Here is a 21,456-nt window from a genome sequence, read left to right as displayed (position 1 = left end):
CATTCGCGATGCCTCTCCCACTCGTCGTCCCGGACACCGCGAAGCGGTGCGCCGGGACCCAATGGCCGATCCGCGAGCACTGCGGCAAGAGGGGAGGCGAGTAGGCCCCGGCTCTGACGGCCGGGGCGACGGAGAATATTTTCTGAGTTGCCAGTTGTTCCGAGTCGGACGGGCTGCGGCTGGGTTTCAGCTCATCGAACCTAACCCCGCGCCAGCGCCTCGCCGAACCGGACCGGCTGCCCGTCCGCCTCGGCGGTGATTTCACCCTCGCGCATCACCACGCGGCCGCGCACCAGTGTCGCCACCGGCCAGCCCTTGACCGTCCAGCCGTCATAAGGCGTCCAGCCGCAGCGGCTGGCGCTGGCGGCATTCGTAATCACCCGCTCCGCCTGCATGTCGACCACCGTCAGATCCGCGTCATAACCGAGTGCGATCCGTCCTTTGCCCACGATGCCGTAGACGCGCGCGGGGCCGGCGCTGGTCAGGTCGACGAAGCGCGGCAAACTCAGCGCGCCGGCATTCACCCGGTCGAGCATCAAAGGCACCGTCGATTGCACCCCCGGCATCCCCGAGGGCGAGGCCGGATAGGGTTTCGCCTTCGCCGCCAGACTATGCGGCGCATGGTCCGAGCCGATCGTATCGACCACGCCCTGGCGCAGGCCTTCCCATAAGGCGGTGCGCTCGGCCTCGCCGCGCAAGGGCGGGTTCATCTGAGCGCGGGTGCTGAGCTGTTCATAGGCGTCCGGCGCGACCAGCATCAGATGATGCGGCGTCACTTCCGCCGTCGCCAGATCGCGATTGGCGGCGATCAGCGTCATCTCCTCCGCCGTCGAGACATGCAGGATGTGGATGCGCTTGCCAGCTTCCCGCGCCAATTGCAGGAGCAACTGCGTCGCCATGACCGCCGCTTTCGGGTCGCGCCATTCCGAATGGCTGGCGGGATCGTCCTCGCGGCGCAGGCCCTTCCGCGCATTCAGCCGCGCCTCGTCCTCGCAGTGGAAGGCGACGCGCCGCCCGACCACCGCCAGCAGCCGCCGCAGCAGGGCAGGGTCATCGACCAGCAGATCGCCCGTCGAGGAGCCCATGAACACCTTGATCCCGGCCGCGCCTTCCAGCCGCTCGAGCGTCGCCAGCTCCTCGATATTATGCGGCGTGGCGCCGGGGTAGAAGGCGAAGTCACAGTACATCCGGCCGCGCGCCCGCTTCACCTTGTCCGCCAAAGTCTCTGCGTTCACCGTCGCCGGATCGGTATTGGGCATGTCGAAAACGGCGGTGACGCCGCCGAGCACCGCCGCCCGGCTGCCGCTCTCCAGATCCTCGCACTCCTCGCCGCCCGGCTCCCGAAAATGCACATGGCTGTCGATCACGCCGGGCAGGATATGCAGGCCGGACGCGTCGAAGCTTTCGCCCGCCGCCCCCTCCGCAACAGTGCCAATATGCGAGATGCGGCCGCCGCGAATGCCGAGATCGGCGGCGGCGATGCCGTCCTGGTTGACGATGGTGCCGCCGCGAAGGACGAGGTCGTAGAGCTGTGCCATGAGATGCCGTCTGGAACGAGGAGCCGTGAGGCCCGTTTGATCCCTATGGATAGACGCGCGCGCCGCCTAGTTCAACGCGCAGCTCACAACATATAGGTTTGATGATGAGCGAGCACCGCAACAAAACGCCCGGCGATCCGCCGGACCCGAACGATAAGCCGCACAAGGAATATTGGCTGGACGAGGCGATCGCCGATTCCATGGTCGCGAGCGATCCGGTCTCAGCCGTCTCGAAAGGCGAGCCGACCGCGCCGCCGCGCGAGGGCGACGATGATGCGCCGGCGGACGAGAATGAGGAGGAGCCGCATGAGGAGCGCAAGCTCGACGAGGCGATCGCCGCTTCGATGGATGCGAGCGATCCGGTCGCGGTGATCACCAAGGGTGCCCCGACCACGCCGCCGCGCCGCCCGCGCCCGGACGACACGGCGCCGAAACCTCCGGACAAGATGGGCGGTTGATGCTCCCAGCGTGGGGCTTCGATTGCGCCTCGCCGTCAACTGTCATAGTAGAGAAGACGGCATTTAGGGATCGCGCATGTCTTATAGCCAAATCAGCCTGCTGCCCGACCGGGGCGTGATCGAGCTGCGGGGCCCGGAGGCGGCAAGCTTCCTGTCCGGCCTCGTCACCAATGATGTCGAGCGCGCCGAGCCCGGGCAGGCGGTGTTCGCGGGCCTGCTGACGCCGCAGGGCAAGATCCTGTTCGACTTCCTGATCTATGTCCGCGACGGCGAAACGCTCTGGCTCGACTGCGTCAAGGAGCAGGCCGAGACGCTTTTGAAGCGGCTGACCATGTACCGTCTGCGCGCCAAGGTCGAACTGGCAGACCGCTCGGCTGAGCTGGCGGTCGCGGCAGCCTGGGGCGACGAGCCGCGCGAAGGCAATGACGCCTTCATCGCCGCCTATGCCGATCCACGCTTCGCTCCGCTCGGCGAGCGGCTCATTCTCGAAGCCGATCCCGGCCAGCCGCATCATTTCGGCGACCGCGCCGGGGGCGACACGCTCTATCACAGCCACCGCGTCGCGCTCGCCGTGCCGCAGGGCGGCCTCGACTACGCCTATGGCGAGAGCTTTCCGCACGAGGCCTGCTACGACGATCTGCACGGCGTCGATTTCGAGAAGGGCTGCTATGTCGGTCAGGAGGTCGTCTCGCGGATGCACCACCGGGGCACGGCCAAGACCCGCATCGCCGCCATCGAGGCCAGCGCCCCGCTCGACCTGTCCGGCGCCGAAATCCGGGCCGGCGAATTCCCGGTCGGCACGCTCGGCTCGATGGACGGCACGCGCGGCATCGCCATGGTCCGGCTCGACCGCATCGACGAAGCCGCCCGCCATGGCATCCCCTTGCGCGTCGGCGAGGTGACTCTGACGGCGAGCCGCCCGGCCTGGGCGAGCTACGACGTCCCGGCAGGCGGGGTGCGGGCGTGAGCGAGCTGGTGCGATGCGGCTGGGCGGGCAGCGAGCCGATCTATGTCGAGTACCACGACAAGGAATGGGGCGTGCCGCAAGGCGACAGCCGCGCGCTGTTCGAGAAGATCGTCCTCGAGGGCTTTCAGGCCGGGTTGTCCTGGATCACCATCCTGCGCAAGCGCGAGCATTTCCGCCGCGTCTTCGACAATTTCGACGCGGAGAAGATCGCCGCTTACGGTCCGGAGAAACGGGCTGCGCTGATGGGTGATCCCGGTATCATCCGGCATCGGCAGAAGGTCGAGGCGGCGGTGACCAACGCGCAGGCTTATCTCGCCCTGTCGGAGCAGCAGAGCCTCGCCTCCTTCCTGTGGGATTTCGTCGATGGCAAGCCGGTGCAGAACCGCTTCACGAATTTGGGCCAGATCCCGCCGGAGACGCCGGTCAGCCGCGCCATCTCCAAGGCCTTGAAGGCGCGCGGCTTCCGCTTCGTCGGGCCGACGACGGTCTATGCCATGATGCAGTCGGTCGGCATGGTTAACGACCACATGATGCACTGCCACCGGCAGGAGCCGTGCTCGAAGATGATGCCGAAGTTGAAGTGAACTAAGTCGAGGGCTAGGCTTTCGCCTTTTTTGTTATTCCCGCGAAGGCAGGAATCCAGTACTCCGCAGCATTCGCATTTCAACCTGAGCAATCACTGTTTGCTTTGCCCTTTTACTGGATCCCCGCTTTTGCGGGGACGACAAGAGGGGGTGGTTGGAGGCGCGCCGGCTGACCCCTCATGCCGCGACCTGACGGCACTTCCCCACCCCGAATCCATCGGACCCGCGAACAAAATTTCTCACCCGAAGGGCGCGACACCTTGCGCGCGCCGCCATCTTGGTATACCAAATACCGTATGCCATGGTAACGTGCGAGGCAACCCAGGCTCATGTCCGAGAATCGCCTGAATATCGGTCCGCTCGGCGGCGCTGTCAGCCTCAGGGAGCGTGCCTACGACGCCATGAAGGCGGCGATCGTGCAGATGGATATTTACGCGCCCGACGCCGAGCTAAAATTCGACGAGCGCGACCTGTCGGCGCGCTTCGGGGTGTCGCGGACGCCGCTGCGGCAGGCGCTGGCGCTGCTCGACAATGAGCGCCTGGTCAAGATCGTCGCCCGGCGCGGCATCTTCATCGTCAGGAAGACCAAGGCTGAAATCCTCGACATGATCGCGGTCTGGGCGGCGCTGGAGAGCACGGCGGCGCGCCTCGTCACCGAGGTCGCCAGCGACGCCGACATCGAGGCGCTGCACGCGTTGGTCGACCCGCGCGCGCTAACCGGCATGCCCGAGGATTTAGGCGCCTACAGCCATGCCCATATCCGTTTCCATCAGGCCATCATCGAGGCGAGCCGCAGCTCCTATATCAGCGATATCACCAATGGCCTGTTCTTTCACATGCGCGCCATCCGGCACCGCATCATCGGCGACCGGGATCTGGCGTGCCGCTGCGTCGAGGACCGCTCGCAGATCGTCGCCGTGCTGGAGCGGCGAGACGGCGACCGCGCCGAGCGCCTGGTGCGCGAGCACACGCTGATGCTGCGCGACCATGTCGCCAGATATGTCGATCTGAACTAGCAACAACGCATTCAAAACATGGGAGGACTAGCGTGAACTTTTTCGCGAAGAGGCAATCGGCGGGGCCCGAACCGACGACCGCGCAGGAGTCCCCCGCGGCGCCCGCACCGGCAGCCCCCGCGGCCAATGGCGCGGCGGGTTTCATCCCCGCCTCCTATCCGCTCGGCATCGCGCGCGGGACGGGACCGGCCAAGGCGTTCGTCCCGGCATCCTATCCGCTCGGCATCGGGCCGAAACCCAAGGCCGAAGCCGAGCTGACCGACGGCTTCCACCTCGTCATCGACGCGCTGAAGCTGAACGGTATCGAGACCATCTACGGCGTGCCCGGCATTCCGATCACCGATCTCGGCCGTCTGGCGCAGGCGGCGGGCATCCGCGTGATCTCGTTCCGGCATGAGCAGAATGCCGGCAACGCCGCCGCCATCGCCGGCTTCCTGACCAAGAAGCCCGGCGTCTGCCTCACGGTGTCGGCGCCCGGCTTCCTCAACGGCCTCACAGCGCTCGCCAATGCGACGACCAACTGCTTCCCGATGATCCTGATTTCCGGCTCATCCGAGCGCGAGATCGTCGACCTGCAGCAGGGCGACTATGAGGAGATGGACCAGCTCGCCATCGCCAAGCCGCTCTGCAAGGCCGCCTTCCGCGTGCTGCATGCGGCCGATATCGGCATCGGCATCGCCCGCGCCATCCGCGCGGCGGTGTCCGGCCGTCCGGGCGGCGTCTATCTCGACCTGCCGGCAAAGCTGTTCTCGCAGGTCATGGACGGCGAGGCGGGCGCCAAATCGCTGGTCAAGGTCATCGACGCGGCCCCGGCCCAGATCCCCGGCAAAGATGCCGTCAAGCGCGCGCTGGATGTGCTGAAAAGCGCCAAGCGCCCGCTCATCATCTTCGGCAAGGGCGCCGCTTACGCCCAGGCCGACGACGTAATTCGCCAGTTCGTCGAAAAGAGCGGCATCCCGTTCCTGCCGATGAGCATGGCCAAGGGCCTCCTGCCCGACACCCATCCGCAATGCGCGGGCGCGGCGCGCTCGACCGTGCTCGCCCAGTCCGACGTCGTGCTGCTGGTCGGCGCGCGGCTGAACTGGCTGCTGTCGCACGGCAAGGGCAAGACCTGGGGTGAGGCGCCGAAGAAGTTCATCCAGATCGACATCGAGCCGAAGGAGATGGACTCCAATGTCGAGATCGCCGCGCCGCTCGTCGGCGATATCGGCTCCTGCGTCTCGGCGCTGCTCGATGGCCTCGGCGCCGATTGGGCGCCCGCTCCGGCCGCATGGACCGGCGCCATCAATGCCAAGAAGGAAGAGAACATCGCCAAGATGGCGCCCCGCCTGATGAACAACCGTTCGCCGATGGATTTCCACGGCGCGCTTGGCGCCCTGCGCGCGGTCATCAAGGAGCGGCCCGACGCCATCCTGGTCAATGAAGGCGCCAACACGCTGGATCTGGCGCGCGGCGTCATCGACATGTACCAGCCGCGCAAGCGCCTGGACGTCGGCACCTGGGGCGTGATGGGCATCGGCATGGGCTTCGCGGTCGGCGCGGCCATCGAGACCGGCAAGCCGGTGCTGGCGGTCGAGGGCGACTCGGCCTTCGGCTTCTCCGGCATGGAGGTCGAGACCATCTGCCGGTACAACCTGCCGGTCTGCGTCGTCATCTTCAACAATGACGGCATCTATCGCGGCCTCGACACCGACCCGACCGGCCGCGATCCCGGCACCACCGTCTTCGTCAAGGGCTCGCGCTACGACAAGATGATGGAAGCCTTCGGCGGCGTCGGCGTCAATGTGACGACCCCGGACGAGCTGAAGCGCGCGGTCGATGCCGCCATGGACTCGGGCAGGCCGACCCTCATCAATGCCGTCATCGACCCTGCCGCCGGCACCGAAAGCGGCCGCATCGGCAATCTCAACCCGCAAAGCGTCGTGAACCGCAAGAAATAGACCGGCGCGGCAAACAGACAGGAACGACAAGGAACCGCAATGACCAAAGCATTAGACGGCATCAAGATCATCGACTTCACCCATGTGCAGGCCGGTCCCGCCTGCACCCAGCTCCTGGCCTGGTTCGGCGCCGACGTCATCAAGGTGGAACGCCCCGGCTCGGGCGACGTGACCCGCGCCCAGCTCCGCGACATCCCCGACGCCGACGCGCTCTATTTCACCATGCTGAACTCCAACAAGCGCTCGCTGACCCTCGACACCAAGAAGCCGGAGGGCAAGGAAGTGCTGGAGAAGCTGATCCGCGTCTCCGACGTCATGGTCGAGAATTTCGGCCCCGGCGCGCTCGACCGCATGGGCTTCACCTGGGAGCGCATCCTGGAGCTGAACCCGAAGATGATCCTTGCCTCGGTGAAGGGCTTTTCCGACGGCCACCACTACGACGACCTGAAGGTCTATGAGAACGTCGCCCAATGCGCCGGCGGCGCGGCCTCGACGACCGGCTTCTGGGACGGCCCGCCCACCATCAGCGCCGCCGCCCTCGGCGATTCGAACACCGGGATGCATCTGGCCATCGGCATCCTCGCCGCCCTGCGCCAGCGCGACATCACCGGCCGGGGCCAGAAGGTCGCCGCCTCGATGCAGGACAGCGTCCTGAACCTGTGCCGCGTCAAGCTGCGCGACCAGCAGCGCCTCGATAAGGTCGGCTATCTCGAGGAGTACCCGCAATATCCGCACGGCCAGTTCACCGACGTGGTGCCGCGCGGCGGCAATGCGGGCGGCGGCGGCCAGCCGGGCTGGGTTTTGAAGTGCAAGGGCTGGGAGACCGACCCGAACGCCTATATCTACTTCACCATCCAGGGCCATGCCTGGGCGCCGATCGCCGACGCCATCGGCAAGCCGGAATGGAAGACCGATCCGGCCTACGCGACGGCGCAGGCCCGCCAGCCGCATATCGTCGAGATCTTCGAGACCATCGAGGCCTGGCTTTCCGACAAGACCAAGTTCGAGGCGGTCGACATCCTGCGCAAATACGACATCCCTTGCGCGCCGGTCCTGTCGATGAAGGAGCTGTCGGTCGATCCCTCGCTGCGTGCGTCGGGCACCATTGCCGAAGTCGATCACAAGGTGCGCGGCAAGTACCTGACGGTCGGCAGCCCGATCAAGTTCTCCGACATGAAGGTCGAGATCACCGGATCGCCGCTGCTCGGCGAGCACACGTCGGAAGTCCTGGCGGAACTCGGCTATTCCGAGGAGCACATCAAGAAGCTTCACGAAGCTCAGGCTGTCTGATTTCGCGGGAACCGGTCCGCAGGCGCCGCGATCATTCCCGGCGTCTGTAACCGCCGCAGCCTAGAGGGCGGCGCGCGTCAGCGTGCCGGGGTGAGGGGTTAAAACTATCGGTTAGGCATGACCCCCTCGCCCTAACCCTCTCCCCCATGGGAGAGGGGACCTGGCTGCGGATCAGGTTGGAGGTCCGAGGCGGCTCCGCCCAGAACATAACGGCCCCAGGCATTAGAGCAAACGGGCGGCGCCTCATGGGGCGTCGCCTTTCATGCTTGGCAATGCCGATCCGAGGAGACGAAGATGCAAACGACGGTTGATCTGAACGGCCTCGTCGCGGCCATGGGCGACGCGGTCATCGTCAGCGATGCGAGCGGCGCCATCACCTTGTGGAATCCGGCCGCCGAACGGCTGTTCGGCTATAGCGAGGCCGAGGCGCTGGGGCAGTCGCTGGACATCATCACCCCCGAGCGGCTCCGCGCGCGGCACTGGGAGGGCTACCGGAAGACCATGGAGACCGGCATCACCAAATACGGCACCGACCTGCTGCAGGTGCCCGCCATCGACAAGGCGGGGCGGTCGTTCTCGATTGCGTTTACGGTCGGATTGCTGCATGGGGCCGACGGCAAGGTCTCGGGCATCGCCGCCGTCATCCGCGACGACACCCACCGCTTCGAGCGGGACAAGACCCAGCGCAAGAAAATCTTCGAACTGGAATCCAAGCTGACGGCGCTTGGCAACGCCGCGCCCGCCGAGCCGCCCGCCGCGTAACCGGCGGGCCTTCCCACCTATTCGATGTGGTCGGCGAAATAGTGCCAGACACCGTCATGGCCGATGCCGATGCGGTAATCATCATATTTGCCGGCACTCTTCATCGCCTTCGCCCGCTCGGGCGAGACGATGGTCAGCAGTTCCACCTCCTGGGCGGGTGTCAGTTTGCCGAGGTCGAGGGCGGCGAAATAGGGCCAGACATACATCTCGTCGCCCGTGCCCGGGGACTGGCGCACGAAGCCGGAGCGGAAGAGCTGGATCATGCGCGCCATCATCTCGCGGCCCTCGCCGTCGCCTGATGCGGTGCGCAGATGGTCGATCGGATCGGAGATTTTTTCCCGCGCCACCATCGGCGGAATCTCGTTCATCTCAACCGGAATGCGCATGGCGTTGATCTCGCCGCTCATCGCCGCTTCGAGGATGGCGCCGCGCATCCGGTTGACCTCGGCGGGAAGAGTTGAAATGTCTCGCAAAATCTCGACATCGCTTTTCCCGCCTATCGCCTTCGGATTGGCGGTTTTTTCTGCTCTTACCGAGGGGGTGAGCGCGGGCAGGGCATAGACAAGACCCAGGCCCGCCGCTAGGAATAACATCGTAGCTGCGAGGCGGCGAATCGCGGTCGGTCCTTGTGGCTGTCGCATCCGGCACTTCTCCTAATGGTGCGTTCTATCGCTTCGCACCATCGTTCTTTAGCTTATGGATCAGATCGTGCTGACAATTCAGTGAGTTGGGTCTAAGCGTGTTGCGCCGGACCGGAACTGAAATGGCAGGTTTGAGCCAATAGTGCAGCAAAAATTTACAGAATGAAGGCAATTTGGGGACTGCCGATTGATGCAACCGACAGGGCTATCGACGAGCCAACCTAATGACGGGGCCAGCTAAGGGTGTTTCCTACTGAAGCCGTTACGTCCAGCACGCAGCTTATTGCCAGCGGCCTCGTTATTGGCGTGCTGATTGCTGCGCCTGTCGGCCCGGTCAACATCATCTGCATTCAGCGGACATTGGAGCGCGGCTTCTGGGGCGGCTTCGCCGCCGGACTTGGCGCGGTGCTGGCAGACGGGCTGATCGCCGCCGTCGCTGCATTCGGCATCACCGCGATCTCGGGAATTCTCGACGCGCACCGGCAGGAGATTCAACTCGTCGGCGGGCTGATCATGATCGCCTTCGGAGTGCGGCTCTATATGGCCAAGCCGCGCCTCGCCGTGCCGAAGCGGACGACCTTCACCCAGCTTCGACGCATCGTCGATTGGGTTCCGGAGAGCCTGCGTCCGGCGCTGCGCTTCCAGATCTGGCGGCTGTTGCCCCATGCGGGCGTGACCACCCAGACCTTCTTCCTGACCATCACCAATCCCGGCGCCATCCTCGGCCTGTTCGCCATTGTCGGCGGCCTAGGCTCGGTGATCGGCGGCATCGACAGCTACGTCGAGGCTTTGACGCTGGTCTTCTCGGTGATGGCGGGGAGCCTGCTCTGGTGGGCGGGCCTGTCGCGGCTGATCGAGAAGCTGCGCGGACGGCTGACGGAGAGCCGGCTGAAGATCATCAATCAGGTGGCGGGAGCGGTGCTGCTGGCCTTTGGCGGCCTGCTGTTCTTCCAACTGGCGATCGGGATGCTGGGTCATGCGGCCGGCGCCTCGACGGCGCCGCCGCTGATCCCGAGCCTGATCGGACGTCAGCTCGGCCTATTGGGTAACCCGGTTTAGCGTAAACTCGCCATTGTGGATGCGCCGGGGCAGCCCTTCCGTCATCTTGGCGACGGCATCCTCGCCGTAGCTGGAGACGAGATCCGACAGGGCGGCGAAGAAGGCCGCATTGGCCAGCATCTCGGGTTGGATGCCGTCATAAATGGCTTCCTCCCAAGCTTCCATAATATAACGCAGAGCAGCCTGCTTCTGCTCATCCAAAGCCGCCGTAGTTTCCCGTGGCAAGTCGTAATTTCTTATCCGATACACGCGCGGCTCTCCGATCTGACCTTACATTTGCCCGCACCCACGCCTAGCATAGCCGCCGGGAGAGCGTATCATTGGCGTGTCTTGTTGCTTAACGGGCCAATGGGATCGATGAAATCAAATGTCCTAACGATGATCTTCCACAAGACCATTAGCGATGCTTGAGCCTTGCTCCATGAAACGGTTGATGGCCAGGACCGCCGGCCGGGTGCAGGTCCGGTAGGTGCGGGCATAGCCGCGATAGCCCTTGTTGAAACTGTCGACCAGCCGGGCGCGGCGCAGCGCGCTGGTGCCTTCGGCATTGACGAGATCGCGCATCTGGTTGCGCCAGATCTGGCCCTCGGCAGCGCCGCACAATTCGCGCAGATAATGGACCGCGCCGAGAATTTCAGACAGCCGGTAGATTTGCGCATCATAGGGACGCGCATCGGGATCCCCGGACGCCGCTGGAGGCTGCGCCGCTTGCGCCCGCGCTGTGCCCGAGGGGAGTCCGGCCGCCGCCAACACCATGATCACCAAACTCGCAATGAACGATCTGAACGTCATATTACAAGCGCTCTATACCGGAGGTTGTAGGCCGGCGTCAATTTCAACCGGGAAGGAAAGAATACTTACCACCGCTTTTACATCTTCGCCCGGCCCTTTATGCGGCCAATCGGGGTGCAGCCGTCAGAAACTTTCCAATCGCAGGTTTTCCGCCGCGGCGTCAATCAGCGCTTCCAGCCCGTCCGTCAGGGAAAGCTGCGCGATTTGCGCGCGGTCGAACCAGCCCGCCACCTCGGCGTCGCTGTCCGCGCGCGCTTCGCCGGAGAGCCAGACGCCGTAGAACACGACGATCACCCGATGCAATAGCACGCCGCCGCTGTCATTTCGGTGAACGACGTCCTTGACGCCGGCAAGGCCGAGCAATTGCGCCTCGATGCCGGTCTCTTCCCGCAGCTCGCGGCGGGCGGCGTCGAGCGCCGGTTCGCCCGGCTCGATATGGCCGCCGGGAAAGCTCCACAAGCCGACGGATGGCGGCTGCCCGCGCCGCACCAGCAGTAGCTTGCCGCCGCGAAAAATCGCCGCGCTGACCGCCGCGCGGGGGATGATGCCCGCGTTATCGGCCGCGCTTGCCGGGCCACCGCTTCCATCGCTCGTTGCATCGCTGGACATGCTTCCAATATATCCCCTCGGGCGCTACAAGCGTTGCTGGCTCTCCGCTATCCGCCCGCCATCAAACATGTTTGAGGATCGATTGCCATGTTCAAATCGATTGCCGCATTCCTCGACGGCTTGTCGGAGCGGCAAGACAGCAAGGCGCTCGCCGCCGATGAGGTGCAGCTCGCGGTCGCCGCGCTGCTGTTCCACGCCGTCGCCATCGACGGCACCGTGCGCGAGGACGAGATGGGACGGCTGAAGCCGCTGCTCGCCTCGCATTACAATCTCGACGAAGCCGGCCTCAACCGCCTGCTCACCCAGGCGCAGCAGCGCGAGCGCGAGTCGGTCGATATTTTCCGCTTCACCTCCGTGCTGCGCGACCGGCTTTCGCCCGAGGAGAAGCGCGAGATCATCGGCATGATGTGGCGCGCCGTCTATGCCGATGGCGAGCTGACCGCGCTCGAGGACAATCTGATCTGGCGCACCGCCGAATTGCTCGCCGTGCCCGCGCGCGAGCGCATGGAGATGAAGCAGATCGTCCGCGCCGAGTACAGCCGGGCATGACCAATTGGCTGCAACGGCTGGAGACCTTGTGGTCGCGGCGGCATCTACGTGGCGCCGAGGGGCCGCTGCCGGAGGATGCAGGCCGCAAGCCCGTTTGCGTCATCACCGGAGGCAGCGAGGGCATCGGCCGGCATCTGGCCAATGAATTCGCCGCGCGCGGCCATGCGCTGCTGCTGGTGGCGCGCACCGTTGCAAGGCTCGAAGCCGCCGCCGCCGAGCTGCGCCGCGATCACGGCGCGGAGGTGCATGTGGCCGCCGTCGATCTGACCCTGCCGGATGCCGCCGCCGCTATTGGCAAGGCGCTGGACCGTCACCGCCTCTATGCCGACATCCTCGTCAACAATGCCGCCTTCGGTCTCGGCGGCGCCTTCGCCGGGCAGAAGGCCGAGACCATCCTGGCGCTCTGCCGGCTGAATATCGAAGCGCTGACCATGCTCACCCGCGCCTTTCTGCCGGCCATGCTGCTGCGCGGGCGGGGCGGCATCCTCAACATCGCCTCGCTCGGCGGCTACACGCCCGGCCCCTATCAGGCCGTCTATTACGCCTCCAAAGCCTATGTCGTCTCCTTCACCGAGGCGCTGGCCTATGAGAATGCCGGACGCGGCGTGCGCATCTCGGCGGCGGCGCCGGGCCCCGTCGCGACGCGCTTCCACGAGCGGATGGGCGTTGGCAAGGCGCTCTATCTGAAGCTTGCGATGATGCCGCCGGAGATGGCCGCCCGGATCATCCATAGCGGCTTCATCGGCCGGCGCACCATCATCGTGCCGGGGCTGATGCCCTCGTTCAACGCGTTCTGGACCCAGGTCATCCCGCACCGCTTCCTGACCCCGCTCGTCGGCACGATTTTGAAACGGCGCTATTGAGTTTCGGGACGCGATCGCTCAATCTGCCAAAATGCCCATGCGCCAGGTCGAAGACGAAAATTCCGCCGACGATGATGCCGGCGGCATTGCCATGCTCGGGTCCGGACCCGCAGCGCCAAAAAAGCTGCTGGTCATCGTGCACCGGCGCGAAACCAATCCCGGCGCCATCGGCCAATGGCTTACCGGCAACGGCTACCGGCTCGATATACGCTGTCCCCGCTTCGGCGATCCGCTGCCGCCGACATTGGCGGGACATGCGGGCGCCGTGGTGTTCGGCGGCCCGATGAGCGCCAATGATCCGGACGATTATATCCGCGCCGAAATCGACTGGCTCGCCGTGCCGCTGCGGGAGAACAAGCCGTTCTTCGGCGTCTGCCTCGGCGCGCAGATGCTGGCCAAGCATCTCGGGGCCGAGGTCAGCAGCCATCCCGGCAAGATCATCGAGGTCGGCTATTATCCGATCACGCCGAGCGAGGCGGGCGCCGCGCTGACGCAGTGGCCGGATCAGGTCTATCAATGGCACCAGGAGGGGTTTACGCTGCCGTGGGGCGCACGCAGGCTGGCCAGCGGAAGCCAGTTCGAGAACCAGGCGATTCAGTATGGCGAGAAGGCGTTCGGCGTGCAGTTCCACCCCGAGATGACGCTGGCCATGATCCACCGCTGGACCACCGTCGCCGCCCATCGCCTCGCCTCGCCGGGGGCGCGCTCGCGCGCCGAGCACATCATGGCGCATTGCGTGCATGGCGAGCCGCAGCGGGCATGGCTCGACCGCTTCATGCGGATCTGGCTGGGACAGGTCGCCGCGCGCCAAGGCTGAGGCTGGCGGGCGCCGTCAATTGCCGCTGAACGGATTGAGACTGTCCAGAAAACCCGACGGCTCCTGCGCCGGCTCCGCGGCGGCGCCTTCGGCGGCCGACCAGCCTTGCGCGGCCCCGGACCCGCCCGGCGGCGGGGCGGTCAGATCGATGCGGGCGACATTGTTCGTGGTGCCGTTCTGGATTTTGCTTTCCGCCGCCGCCGATGCCGCCGGCGTCTGAGCGGGACGGCCGTTCTGTGCCGAGGCCGCGGGCTTCTTTCCGGGCGCGGGGGCTGCGTCGGGCTTGGCGGCCGCTTTCGGCGGATTGGTCTGGCCGGCGCGCGGAGCCGCGCCATTCGGCGCCTGCGGCGCGGGCTGAGGCGCGGCGGCCTGCGGCTGGTCGGCCAGTGCGGCGGTGACATCGGCCGGGCTGAGATTGACGCCGATGCCGTAGATGCGCCAGTCGGTGCCGATGCGCTGGAAGATCAGCTCGAAATTCACTCGTTCCGGCGTCGTTGGGAAATAGCCCGAGAGCCGGAGCAGGCCATTGGGGTTCAATTGCGGCTCTGCGAGCAGCTTCGGCGTGAAGAAAAGGACAGGCGACAAATCGATCTGCCGCTGGCGCAGCGCCGCGAAGATCTGGGCCAGCCGGGCCGAATCATTGCCCGCGCGGAAAGCGGGCGCGCCGAGGTCCTGCAGCACGGTGTAATTGCCGGTCTGATTGGCCTGATTGAGCGCGATGATCGAGGAGCGGATCAGCAGATTGAGCTTGATGGCGTCGGGCATGGCCGGCGTCGTGGGCTGGGCCGGTTGCGCGGGCGCTTGCGGAGCGGGCTGTTTCCTCTGCTGTTGCTGGGCCGCCGCCTGTTCGGCCATGACGAGCATCAAGACGGCCATCGATAGCGATCCTGCCCGAACTCGCCCCATCTCCCGTCAGCCCTTTCGGTCGGAATTTCCATGATCCGGCCACACCGTTTCCGGGCGGTGAGCAGGCGAGAAAATGGGCCACCGGCAGATCCGGTGGCCCAAGCTTGATGGGCGCGGTCTTACCAGGAGACTTGCACACCGGCGCGGCCGGCAACCGTGCGATCGGTTTGATGGCCGCCATAATTGTTTTCGTTCAAGCTGACGCCGACGCCGCCTGAAATCGCCCAGCGCTCGTTGCCCCCCATGAAGTTCTGGCCGATCACGCCCATCGCGGCCACGGCCAGCGCCGAATTGCCCTCGAAGAAGCCGACATTTGCGGCAAGGCCGAAGGTCTCATTGCCGACGAGGTCGGGGTTTTCCAGCGCGGTGGCGATAGCGATGCCGGCGCCCTGCTCGCCGAGCTCACGGAAGATCTGGCCACCATCGGAGGCAAGATGTCCATTCGAGTCGGTGGTTACGACTTCCAGCGGGCCGGTCTGACGCTCGCGGCTGAGATCGGAGGTTATGCCGGGAGCGGTATAAGTGTGGTTCGCGGTGCCGAGCACGAACTCGTTCTCCTTCGAGGCGACGGCGCCATTGCCGGAGCTGTCGCGGCCGACGGCGACCGAGCCGTTCGCATTGGCGGACGTGCCCGCGCCGAGCGCCGTAGCGTTCTCACCTGCTTCCGACCCCGCGCCGATCGCGGTTGCGGCATTGCCGGAGGTGCGGGAAAACGCGCCATAAGCCGTTCCGCCTTGAGTGAACGCGGCAACCTCGGAGCCAAAGCCGCTTGCGGTGGCGAACGCCGTGCCGGAGACGTCGGAGAACGCGCCGTTTGCCGTGGAGCCGATGCTGAGCGCCGCGTTGGAATGCGCGCCGGTTGCCGTGGACCCGATGCTGAGCGAAGCGCTGGCATCGGCGCCGGTGGCGGTGGAGCCGATGCTCAATGCGGCATTCGCGCCCGCGCCCGTGGCGGTCGATTCGATGCTATAGGCGACATTCGCGCCCGCGCCGGTCGCGGTCGAGCCGATGCTGTTGCTGGCATTTGAGAAGGCGCCGGTCGCCGTCGAGCCGACGCTGTCGCTGGCATCCGACGAGGCGCCGGTCGCGGTGGAACCGAAGCTGTCGCTCGCATTGGCCAAAGCGCCGGTTGCGGTCGAGAACGCGCTATCGTCGGCCTGCGCGCCGGAACCGAATGCGCTCGATAGCAGCGCCTCCGAGGCGCTTGCGTTCGGACCAATGGCGGTCGCGCCGATACTGCCGCGGACGTCCGAATTCTGACCGCAGGCGAATGAATTGATCGAGCCTGCGTCGCTGGCCCCGCTGTATCTGGGCGTCACGCTGTTGATGACATTTACGTGAGAAGCAGTCACATTTGTTACAAATTCGCCTGTCTCAGTCGTCAAAGTCGCGTCTTCCAGCACCGGTGTTTCCGAGCTGCCGACATTGGTTACGACGAGACCTGCAGGAATGATCGTGTAGGTTCCCAAAAAGCCTAAGTCAGCCTTGACGGCTGGGTTCTTGGTCTGAGTCACCTCGTCCACGACGCTCACCGTGCTCGTCTCGAGTCCGACGTCGGTGATCGCTGAGCCTGTATCTACGTCGATATCCTTGACAACTTCCGTGGAGGTTGTGCTCACGCCCGTCGCGCAGCGGGCGGCGAAGGCCGGCTGTGAGAAAGCGGCCAAAAGTGCCACCGCGCTGGCGGAGACCGCCAGACGTTTAATCTGCTGCTTCATTATCATCCCTCACATAATGCCCCGGCAGCGGCGCCTAGCCCATAAGCGCGAAATTCGCTGCCCAGTCTTTGTTCAATTCAATTCCGTAAATGCCCCCGAAGGGGACAAGGAGCTTCCATAAACGCTTACAATGCACAGACGATAATCATTGGAATCCGTGTGCCGCAATCGAAACATAAACCCGCCACAATGAATACTTGCGGAAATTACGGACGGTGGCCGGAGCGCAACATAAAGCACGGAGTTTCTACTTTAGCGTGTGTTAACCTGTGAATTGAAGCTTGCGGTAATGCTTGCCGTAGAAATATTGCCGGGGGCCCCGGAAAAGCAGGGCTGCTGCGAAAATAAGGCTCCACTTGACTTTTTATGCTTAACCGAATATGAACAAAACAAGAACATCGGAGTGACGCGTATGACCGACGACAAGCCGGACAAGGCCGATCTTTTCGCGCATCCCAGTCTGACGGAGTTCGACTACAAGCCGCTGCTGGTGGCGCTGCGGGAGTGCCGGTTTCGGGTCGCCGAGTTCATGGGGCGGACCGGGCCGCGCAATCCGGCGCATATCGAGGGCGAATCGCTGCTCGCCTATATCGACGCGGTGGCGCGGCTGACCCGCGTGCCGGGCGCCATGAAGTTCATCAAGCAGAGGCCGAAAGAGCCGGGCGGGAAGTGGCCCGCCACCAAGCCGGCAGAGGATGAGCGCTAGCGCGCCACCGCCGGGATCAGCTTGTCGATCACCTTGGCCGAGCACAGCACGCCCGGCATCCCCGCCCCCGGATGCGTTCCGGCGCCGGTGAGGTAGAGGCCGTCGATGCCTTCGGCGCGGTTGTGGAAGCGGAACCAGGCGCTCTGGGTGAAATAAGGCGCGATCGAAAAGCCGCTGCCCTGATAGCTCAGATAATTCTGCTTGAAGTCGGCCGGTGTCAGCATCAGTTCCGCCGTGATGGTCTCGCGTAAGCCGGGCAGGATGGTGCGGTCGAGCGCTTCGACGATCTTGCCGCGCAGGCGCGGGCCCTCGACGCTCCAATCGAGGCCGGCGCTGAGATTGGGCACTGGGCAGAGCGCGTAAAAGCTGTCGCAGCCTTCGGGCGCAAAGCTCGGATCGGTCGCGGTCGGGCGGTGGATGTAGAGCGAGAAATCGTCTGCCAGCGTGCCGCGCTTAAAAATGTCGTCCAGCAATTCGCGGAAGCGCTCGCCCAGCCAGATGGTGTGATGCGCGACCTCCGGGTATTGCCGCCGCGTGCCAAAATAGAGAAGGAACAGGCCCATCGACAGCCGCGCCGCGCGCATCTTCAGCCGCGCACCCGCGCCGAGCTTGTTCGACGGCAGCATCTCGGTGAACAGATGCATCGGATCGGCGTTCGACACGACGATCTCGGCAGGCACCGTCCGCCCATTCGCCAAGCTCACCCCCGTCACCTTGCGGCCTTCCAGCGTCACGCGCGCGACGGTCTCGTTCAGCCGCACGTCGATGCCTGTCTCCTCCATCAGGCGTCCGATGCCGGCGATCATCGCGCCGGTGCCGCCCATGGCGAAATGCACGCCCCATTTGCGCTCGAGAAAATGGATCAGCCCGTAAATGCTGGTCGTGTCGAACGGGCTGCCGCCGACGAGGAGCGGCTGGATCGAAAAAGCCTGCCGCAATTTCGGGTTCTTCAGATATTTGGCGATCATCTGCCAGACGGTGCGGTGCGCGCCGAGTTTTACGAGCGCCGGGGCCTGCGACAGCATGGTCGAGAAATTGTGGAAGGGCTGGTCGGCGAGACCTGTAAAGCCGGCGTTGAAGAGCTGTTCGGAATGGGCAAGCAGGCGCAGATAGCCGTCGGCGTCGGCGGGCTCGAAGCGGCGGATTTCGGCCAGCGTGTCCTCGACGGTGCCGCCATAGTCGAAAGTGTCGCCGTCCGGGAAGCGGAAGCGGTACCACGGGTCGAGCGGCACCAGCGTGACGTAATCCTCCATGCGCCGGCCGAACAGCGCGAACAGCTCTTCGAACAGGAATTGCGCGGTGATGACGGTCGGCCCGGCATCGTAGCGGAAGCCGTCGCGCTCGAAGACCTGGGCGCGCCCGCCCAGCATTGGTCCGCGCTCGAACAGCGTGACGCGGTAGCCCTTGGCGCGAAGCCGGAGCGCCGCCGCCATGCCGCCAAGGCCGCCGCCGATGATGACCGCGTGCGGCGCGGCGCCGTTCCCGGCGGGTGAGTTCAGCATGGGGGGAACCTCAAGGGATGAGCGGCGCCTGCCGCAGGTCGTTCAATGTCGGGCTGCCGGTGCAGAAACAGGCGATGCGCAGCTCGGCGATGCGGTCCTCGAAATGCGCGGTGACGGCGTCGACGCCTTGCAACGCGGCCGACAGCACGCCCGCCGCCTGCCCGACCAGATCGGCGCCCAGCCGGATGGCCTTGGCTGCGTCGAGCCCGCTGCGGATGCCGCCGGACGCGATCACCACCGCGTCGGGGCAGGCCGCCCGCACATCGGCGACGGCGCGGGCGGTCGGAATGCCCCAGTCGCGGAAGGTCTCGGCGACGGCGCGCAGCCGGGCATTGGGCGCGCGCCCCGCCTCGACGGCGGCCCAACTCGTGCCGCCCGCGCCCGCGACGTCGATGATGCGCACGCCGGCGTCCCAGAGCCGTTTTGCCAGCGGCCCGGAAATGCCCGAGCCGACTTCCTTGACAATGACCGGCACCGGCAGGGTCTTGACCAGCGCCTCGATGCGGCCGAGCAGGCCCGACCAGTCGCGGTCGCCGCCATGCTGTACGGCTTCCTGCAGCGGATTGAGATGAATGATGAGGGCGTCGGCGCCGATCATCTCGACGACGCGGCGCGCCATCTCGGCACCGCCGGGCTGGGCGAGCTGAGCCGCGCCCAGATTCGACAGAAGCGGCATCTCCCCGACGAAGCCGCGCAATTCGCGCCCGAAGCCGAACGAGCCGCCATCCTCGATCGCTACGCGCTGCGAGCCGACCGCGAAGGCGATGCCGAGCTGGCCGGCGGCGCGCGCCAGCGTTTCATTGATGGCGGCGGCCTTGGCCGGACCGCCCGTCATCGAGCTGATCAGCAGCGGCGCCTGCATCCGGCGGCCCAAAAAAGCGGCCGAGAGATCGACATCGTCGAGATGCATTTCCGGCAGGGCGACATGCTCGAACTGCACGGCCTCGAAGCCCGTGGTTCCGGCCGTGCGGACATTCTGCGTCAGGACGACGTTCAAATGTTCGTCCTTGCGCCGGAGCATGTCGGACATAAAATTCCTTTTCCATTGCGTGCCGTGGACAAGGGGGCGTAAAGCTAAAACGGCGAAAGGTCAAATGGCGTTGAGTTAAGACGACGCATGGAGGCAGCCATTCGTCATCCTCATGCCGCGCTGCATCGGTAAAATATTTGTCACCACCGCCGCCCGTTCGACAAGAATTTCCGCGATAATCACGCGATAATACGGGACGCAATGAGGGTATATGAGCTTGCTCCATGCTGAGCAATGAGAACCTGACACAGTCGATGCGGGAGCTGCGCGATGCGGTCGAGATCAAACTCGACGCGCTCATCCCGCCGCCCGAGCAGCGCCCTGCCGACCTCCACCGCTCCATGCGCCATACGCTGCTTGCTCCGGGCAAGCGCGTGCGCGCGCTGCTGACGCTGTTCGCGGCGATGCATCTGGGAGGCGACGAGGAAAAGGCGCTGAGCTCGGCCTGCGCCTTGGAGATGGTTCACGCCGCCTCGCTGATCCTCGACGATCTGCCGGCCATGGACAACGCCTCGCTGCGGCGCGGCCGGCCCGCCAATCACGGCGTCTATGGCGAGGCGACGGCGATTCTGGCCGCCATCGGGCTGCTCAACCGCGCCTTCGGCATCATCGCCGAGGATGAAACGCTGGATGCCGGCGCCAAGGTCCGCCTGGCGGAGATTCTGAGCCGGTCGGTCGGCTCGGAGGGGCTGGTCGCGGGCCAGGAGCAGGATTTGAAATGGGCGCCCGCCGAGGCGACCCGCGAGGATGTTGCGCTGGTCCATGCAAGGAAGACGGCCGCCCTGTTCTCGGCGGCGGGCGAAATGGGTGCGGTCGCGGCGGGGGCGGATGAGGCCCATGTCGGGCTGCTGCGTGATTTCGGCCTGAAACTCGGCCTCGCCTTCCAGATCCTGGACGACCTCATCGATGCGACCGACAATCGAGAGAGCGCGGGCAAGGATGTGTCGCAGGATCACGGCCGGCCCTCGCTGGTGCTGACCATTGGGCTGGATGCGGCGCGGCGCGAGGCGCAGAACTATATCGAGGACGCCTCCTCGCTGATCTCCTGCAGCGGCGGCGATGAGACCGCGCTGAGACATTTCGCCATGGGCTTGATCGCGGGGCTGGAGAATAAGCTGAAATCGGTGCGGGGGCTCGGCTGAATTTGGCCGGGCGATGCGGTTCGGATAAGGGGTAAGCGATGCCCGAATGGTTGATCAGCCTGACGGTTTTCCTGGGCGTGTTTCTCGGCATGGAAGGCGTTGCCTGGGCGACGCATAAATATGTCATGCATGGCAGCCTGTGGAACCTGCATGAATCGCATCACCGCCCACGCAAGAGCTGGTTCGAGCTGAACGATTTGTTCGGCTTCTTCTTCACCGGCATTTCGCTCGCGCTGATTATCGCGGGCACCTTCTATTACAGCCCGTATTTCTGGGCGGGCCTGGGCATGGCGGCCTATGGCGCCGTCTATTTCCTGGTGCATGACGTGCTGGTGCATCGCCGCGTCGAGCATGGTTTCGTGCCGCGCAACGGCTATCTGCGCCGCATCTATCAGGCACACCGGCTGCATCATGCCGTCCCCGGCAAGGAGGGCTCGGTCTCCTTCGGCTTCCTCTATTCGCCGCCGCCGGAAAAGCTGGCCGCCAAGCTGAAGAGCCAAGCCGCCAAGGACATCGTCGCGGAGGACCGCACGGTCCATTAAGGCCCGATGGCCCGCATCTTGGCCT

General features: G+C 65.3%; 23 protein-coding genes. 14 read left to right on the top strand and 9 right to left on the bottom strand.

Features of this window, described 5'->3' with window-relative positions; genetic code table 11:
- Positions 1–200 precede the first annotated feature (200 nt).
- Positions 201–1,538: a dihydroorotase gene (locus BLEFHOIH_RS02980; RefSeq protein WP_088343008.1), complete on the bottom strand. Its 1,338-nt coding sequence runs from the start codon at positions 1,536–1,538 to the stop codon at positions 201–203.
- A 104-nt stretch (positions 1,539–1,642) separates the two neighbouring features.
- Between BLEFHOIH_RS02980 and BLEFHOIH_RS02975 the strand changes: the two genes are divergently transcribed.
- From BLEFHOIH_RS02975 to BLEFHOIH_RS02945, 7 genes are all read left to right on the top strand, one after another.
- On the top strand, positions 1,643–1,996 hold the full coding sequence (locus tag BLEFHOIH_RS02975; RefSeq protein ID WP_125461559.1) for a hypothetical protein: 354 nt from the start codon (positions 1,643–1,645) through the stop codon (positions 1,994–1,996).
- Positions 1,997–2,072: 76 nt separating this feature from the next.
- Positions 2,073–2,963: a folate-binding protein YgfZ gene (locus BLEFHOIH_RS02970; protein ID WP_088343006.1), complete on the top strand. Its 891-nt coding sequence runs from the start codon at positions 2,073–2,075 to the stop codon at positions 2,961–2,963.
- The gene (locus tag BLEFHOIH_RS02965; RefSeq protein WP_245296844.1) at positions 2,960–3,547 is read left to right on the top strand and encodes a DNA-3-methyladenine glycosylase I; all 588 of its coding nucleotides are present in this window, start codon (positions 2,960–2,962) and stop codon (positions 3,545–3,547) included. Before BLEFHOIH_RS02970 ends, BLEFHOIH_RS02965 begins: the two co-directional genes overlap by 4 nt.
- Before the next feature lie 329 nt (positions 3,548–3,876).
- The gene (locus tag BLEFHOIH_RS02960) at positions 3,877–4,563 is read left to right on the top strand and encodes a GntR family transcriptional regulator (RefSeq protein WP_088343004.1); all 687 of its coding nucleotides are present in this window, start codon (positions 3,877–3,879) and stop codon (positions 4,561–4,563) included.
- A gap of 224 nt (positions 4,564–4,787) precedes the next feature.
- Positions 4,788–6,503 (top strand): oxalyl-CoA decarboxylase, encoded by a 1,716-nt coding sequence (oxc, locus tag BLEFHOIH_RS02955; protein WP_088343139.1) that lies wholly within the window; start codon positions 4,788–4,790, stop codon positions 6,501–6,503.
- Between the two features lie 39 nt (positions 6,504–6,542).
- A complete protein-coding gene (frc, locus tag BLEFHOIH_RS02950) occupies positions 6,543–7,793 on the top strand; it encodes a formyl-CoA transferase (RefSeq protein WP_088343003.1) in 1,251 nt (416 codons plus the stop codon).
- Positions 7,794–8,087: 294 nt separating this feature from the next.
- Positions 8,088–8,555: a PAS domain-containing protein gene (locus BLEFHOIH_RS02945; protein WP_088343002.1), complete on the top strand. Its 468-nt coding sequence runs from the start codon at positions 8,088–8,090 to the stop codon at positions 8,553–8,555.
- 17 nt (positions 8,556–8,572) lie between these two features.
- On the opposite strand, the gene BLEFHOIH_RS02940 is transcribed toward BLEFHOIH_RS02945, so the two are convergent.
- Entirely contained in the window at positions 8,573–9,196 is a 624-nt protein-coding gene (locus BLEFHOIH_RS02940; RefSeq protein WP_125461558.1) for a hypothetical protein, read from the bottom strand.
- 243 nt (positions 9,197–9,439) lie between these two features.
- On the opposite strand from BLEFHOIH_RS02940, the gene BLEFHOIH_RS02935 reads away from it, so the two are divergent.
- Positions 9,440–10,255 carry a LysE family transporter gene (locus tag BLEFHOIH_RS02935; RefSeq protein ID WP_170936962.1) on the top strand — a complete coding sequence of 272 codons (816 nt, stop codon included), beginning with the start codon at positions 9,440–9,442 and terminating at the stop codon, positions 10,253–10,255.
- On the opposite strand, the gene BLEFHOIH_RS02930 is transcribed toward BLEFHOIH_RS02935, so the two are convergent.
- From BLEFHOIH_RS02930 to BLEFHOIH_RS02920, 3 genes are all read right to left on the bottom strand, one after another.
- A complete protein-coding gene (locus BLEFHOIH_RS02930) occupies positions 10,235–10,495 on the bottom strand; it encodes a hypothetical protein (RefSeq protein ID WP_170936981.1) in 261 nt (86 codons plus the stop codon). The genes BLEFHOIH_RS02935 and BLEFHOIH_RS02930 overlap by 21 nt on opposite strands.
- 132 nt (positions 10,496–10,627) lie before the next feature.
- On the bottom strand, positions 10,628–11,047 hold the full coding sequence (locus tag BLEFHOIH_RS02925) for a TIGR02301 family protein (protein WP_088342999.1): 420 nt from the start codon (positions 11,045–11,047) through the stop codon (positions 10,628–10,630).
- Between the two features lie 123 nt (positions 11,048–11,170).
- Complete coding sequence (locus BLEFHOIH_RS02920; protein ID WP_088342998.1) at positions 11,171–11,656, bottom strand: NUDIX hydrolase; 486 nt, start codon at positions 11,654–11,656, stop codon at positions 11,171–11,173.
- A gap of 87 nt (positions 11,657–11,743) precedes the next feature.
- On the opposite strand from BLEFHOIH_RS02920, the gene BLEFHOIH_RS02915 reads away from it, so the two are divergent.
- From BLEFHOIH_RS02915 to BLEFHOIH_RS02905, 3 genes are read left to right on the top strand one after another with little or no spacing between them, the layout of a single operon-like run.
- Positions 11,744–12,205, top strand: coding sequence for a TerB family tellurite resistance protein (locus BLEFHOIH_RS02915; protein ID WP_088342997.1), 462 nt, complete (start codon positions 11,744–11,746; stop codon positions 12,203–12,205).
- Complete coding sequence (locus BLEFHOIH_RS02910; protein WP_088342996.1) at positions 12,202–13,068, top strand: SDR family NAD(P)-dependent oxidoreductase; 867 nt, start codon at positions 12,202–12,204, stop codon at positions 13,066–13,068. Before BLEFHOIH_RS02915 ends, BLEFHOIH_RS02910 begins: the two co-directional genes overlap by 4 nt.
- Positions 13,069–13,105: 37 nt before the next feature.
- Complete coding sequence (locus tag BLEFHOIH_RS02905; protein WP_245296843.1) at positions 13,106–13,885, top strand: glutamine amidotransferase; 780 nt, start codon at positions 13,106–13,108, stop codon at positions 13,883–13,885.
- Between the two features lie 15 nt (positions 13,886–13,900).
- Here BLEFHOIH_RS02905 and BLEFHOIH_RS02900 read toward each other — a convergent pair whose 3' ends face one another.
- Both BLEFHOIH_RS02900 and BLEFHOIH_RS02895 read right to left on the bottom strand, forming a co-directional pair.
- A complete protein-coding gene (locus BLEFHOIH_RS02900; RefSeq protein ID WP_088342995.1) occupies positions 13,901–14,761 on the bottom strand; it encodes a hypothetical protein in 861 nt (286 codons plus the stop codon).
- Between the two features lie 149 nt (positions 14,762–14,910).
- The gene (locus BLEFHOIH_RS02895; protein WP_088342994.1) at positions 14,911–16,509 is read right to left on the bottom strand and encodes a hypothetical protein; all 1,599 of its coding nucleotides are present in this window, start codon (positions 16,507–16,509) and stop codon (positions 14,911–14,913) included.
- A 412-nt stretch (positions 16,510–16,921) separates the two neighbouring features.
- On the opposite strand from BLEFHOIH_RS02895, the gene BLEFHOIH_RS02890 reads away from it, so the two are divergent.
- Entirely contained in the window at positions 16,922–17,215 is a 294-nt protein-coding gene (locus tag BLEFHOIH_RS02890; protein ID WP_088342993.1) for a hypothetical protein, read from the top strand.
- Here BLEFHOIH_RS02890 and crtI read toward each other — a convergent pair.
- Positions 17,212–18,717: a phytoene desaturase family protein gene (gene crtI, locus BLEFHOIH_RS02885; RefSeq protein WP_088342992.1), complete on the bottom strand. Its 1,506-nt coding sequence runs from the start codon at positions 18,715–18,717 to the stop codon at positions 17,212–17,214. The two genes, BLEFHOIH_RS02890 and crtI, sit on opposite strands and share 4 nt — an antisense overlap.
- A gap of 10 nt (positions 18,718–18,727) precedes the next feature.
- Positions 18,728–19,747 (bottom strand): type 2 isopentenyl-diphosphate Delta-isomerase, encoded by a 1,020-nt coding sequence (gene fni / locus BLEFHOIH_RS02880; RefSeq protein WP_088342991.1) that lies wholly within the window; start codon positions 19,745–19,747, stop codon positions 18,728–18,730.
- 224 nt (positions 19,748–19,971) lie between these two features.
- Here fni and BLEFHOIH_RS02875 point away from each other — a divergent pair, with 224 nt between their 5' ends.
- Both BLEFHOIH_RS02875 and BLEFHOIH_RS02870 read left to right on the top strand, forming a co-directional pair.
- A complete protein-coding gene (locus tag BLEFHOIH_RS02875; RefSeq protein ID WP_088342990.1) occupies positions 19,972–20,889 on the top strand; it encodes a polyprenyl synthetase family protein in 918 nt (305 codons plus the stop codon).
- A 38-nt stretch (positions 20,890–20,927) separates the two neighbouring features.
- On the top strand, positions 20,928–21,431 hold the full coding sequence (locus BLEFHOIH_RS02870; protein ID WP_088342989.1) for a sterol desaturase family protein: 504 nt from the start codon (positions 20,928–20,930) through the stop codon (positions 21,429–21,431).
- The last annotated feature ends 25 nt before the right edge of the window (positions 21,432–21,456 follow it).

Source organism: Rhodomicrobium sp. R_RK_3 (genome assembly GCF_002198715.1).
Taxonomy (GTDB): Bacteria; Pseudomonadota; Alphaproteobacteria; order Rhizobiales; family Rhodomicrobiaceae; genus R-RK-3.
This window is presented reverse-complemented; position numbering and strand designations above follow the sequence as displayed.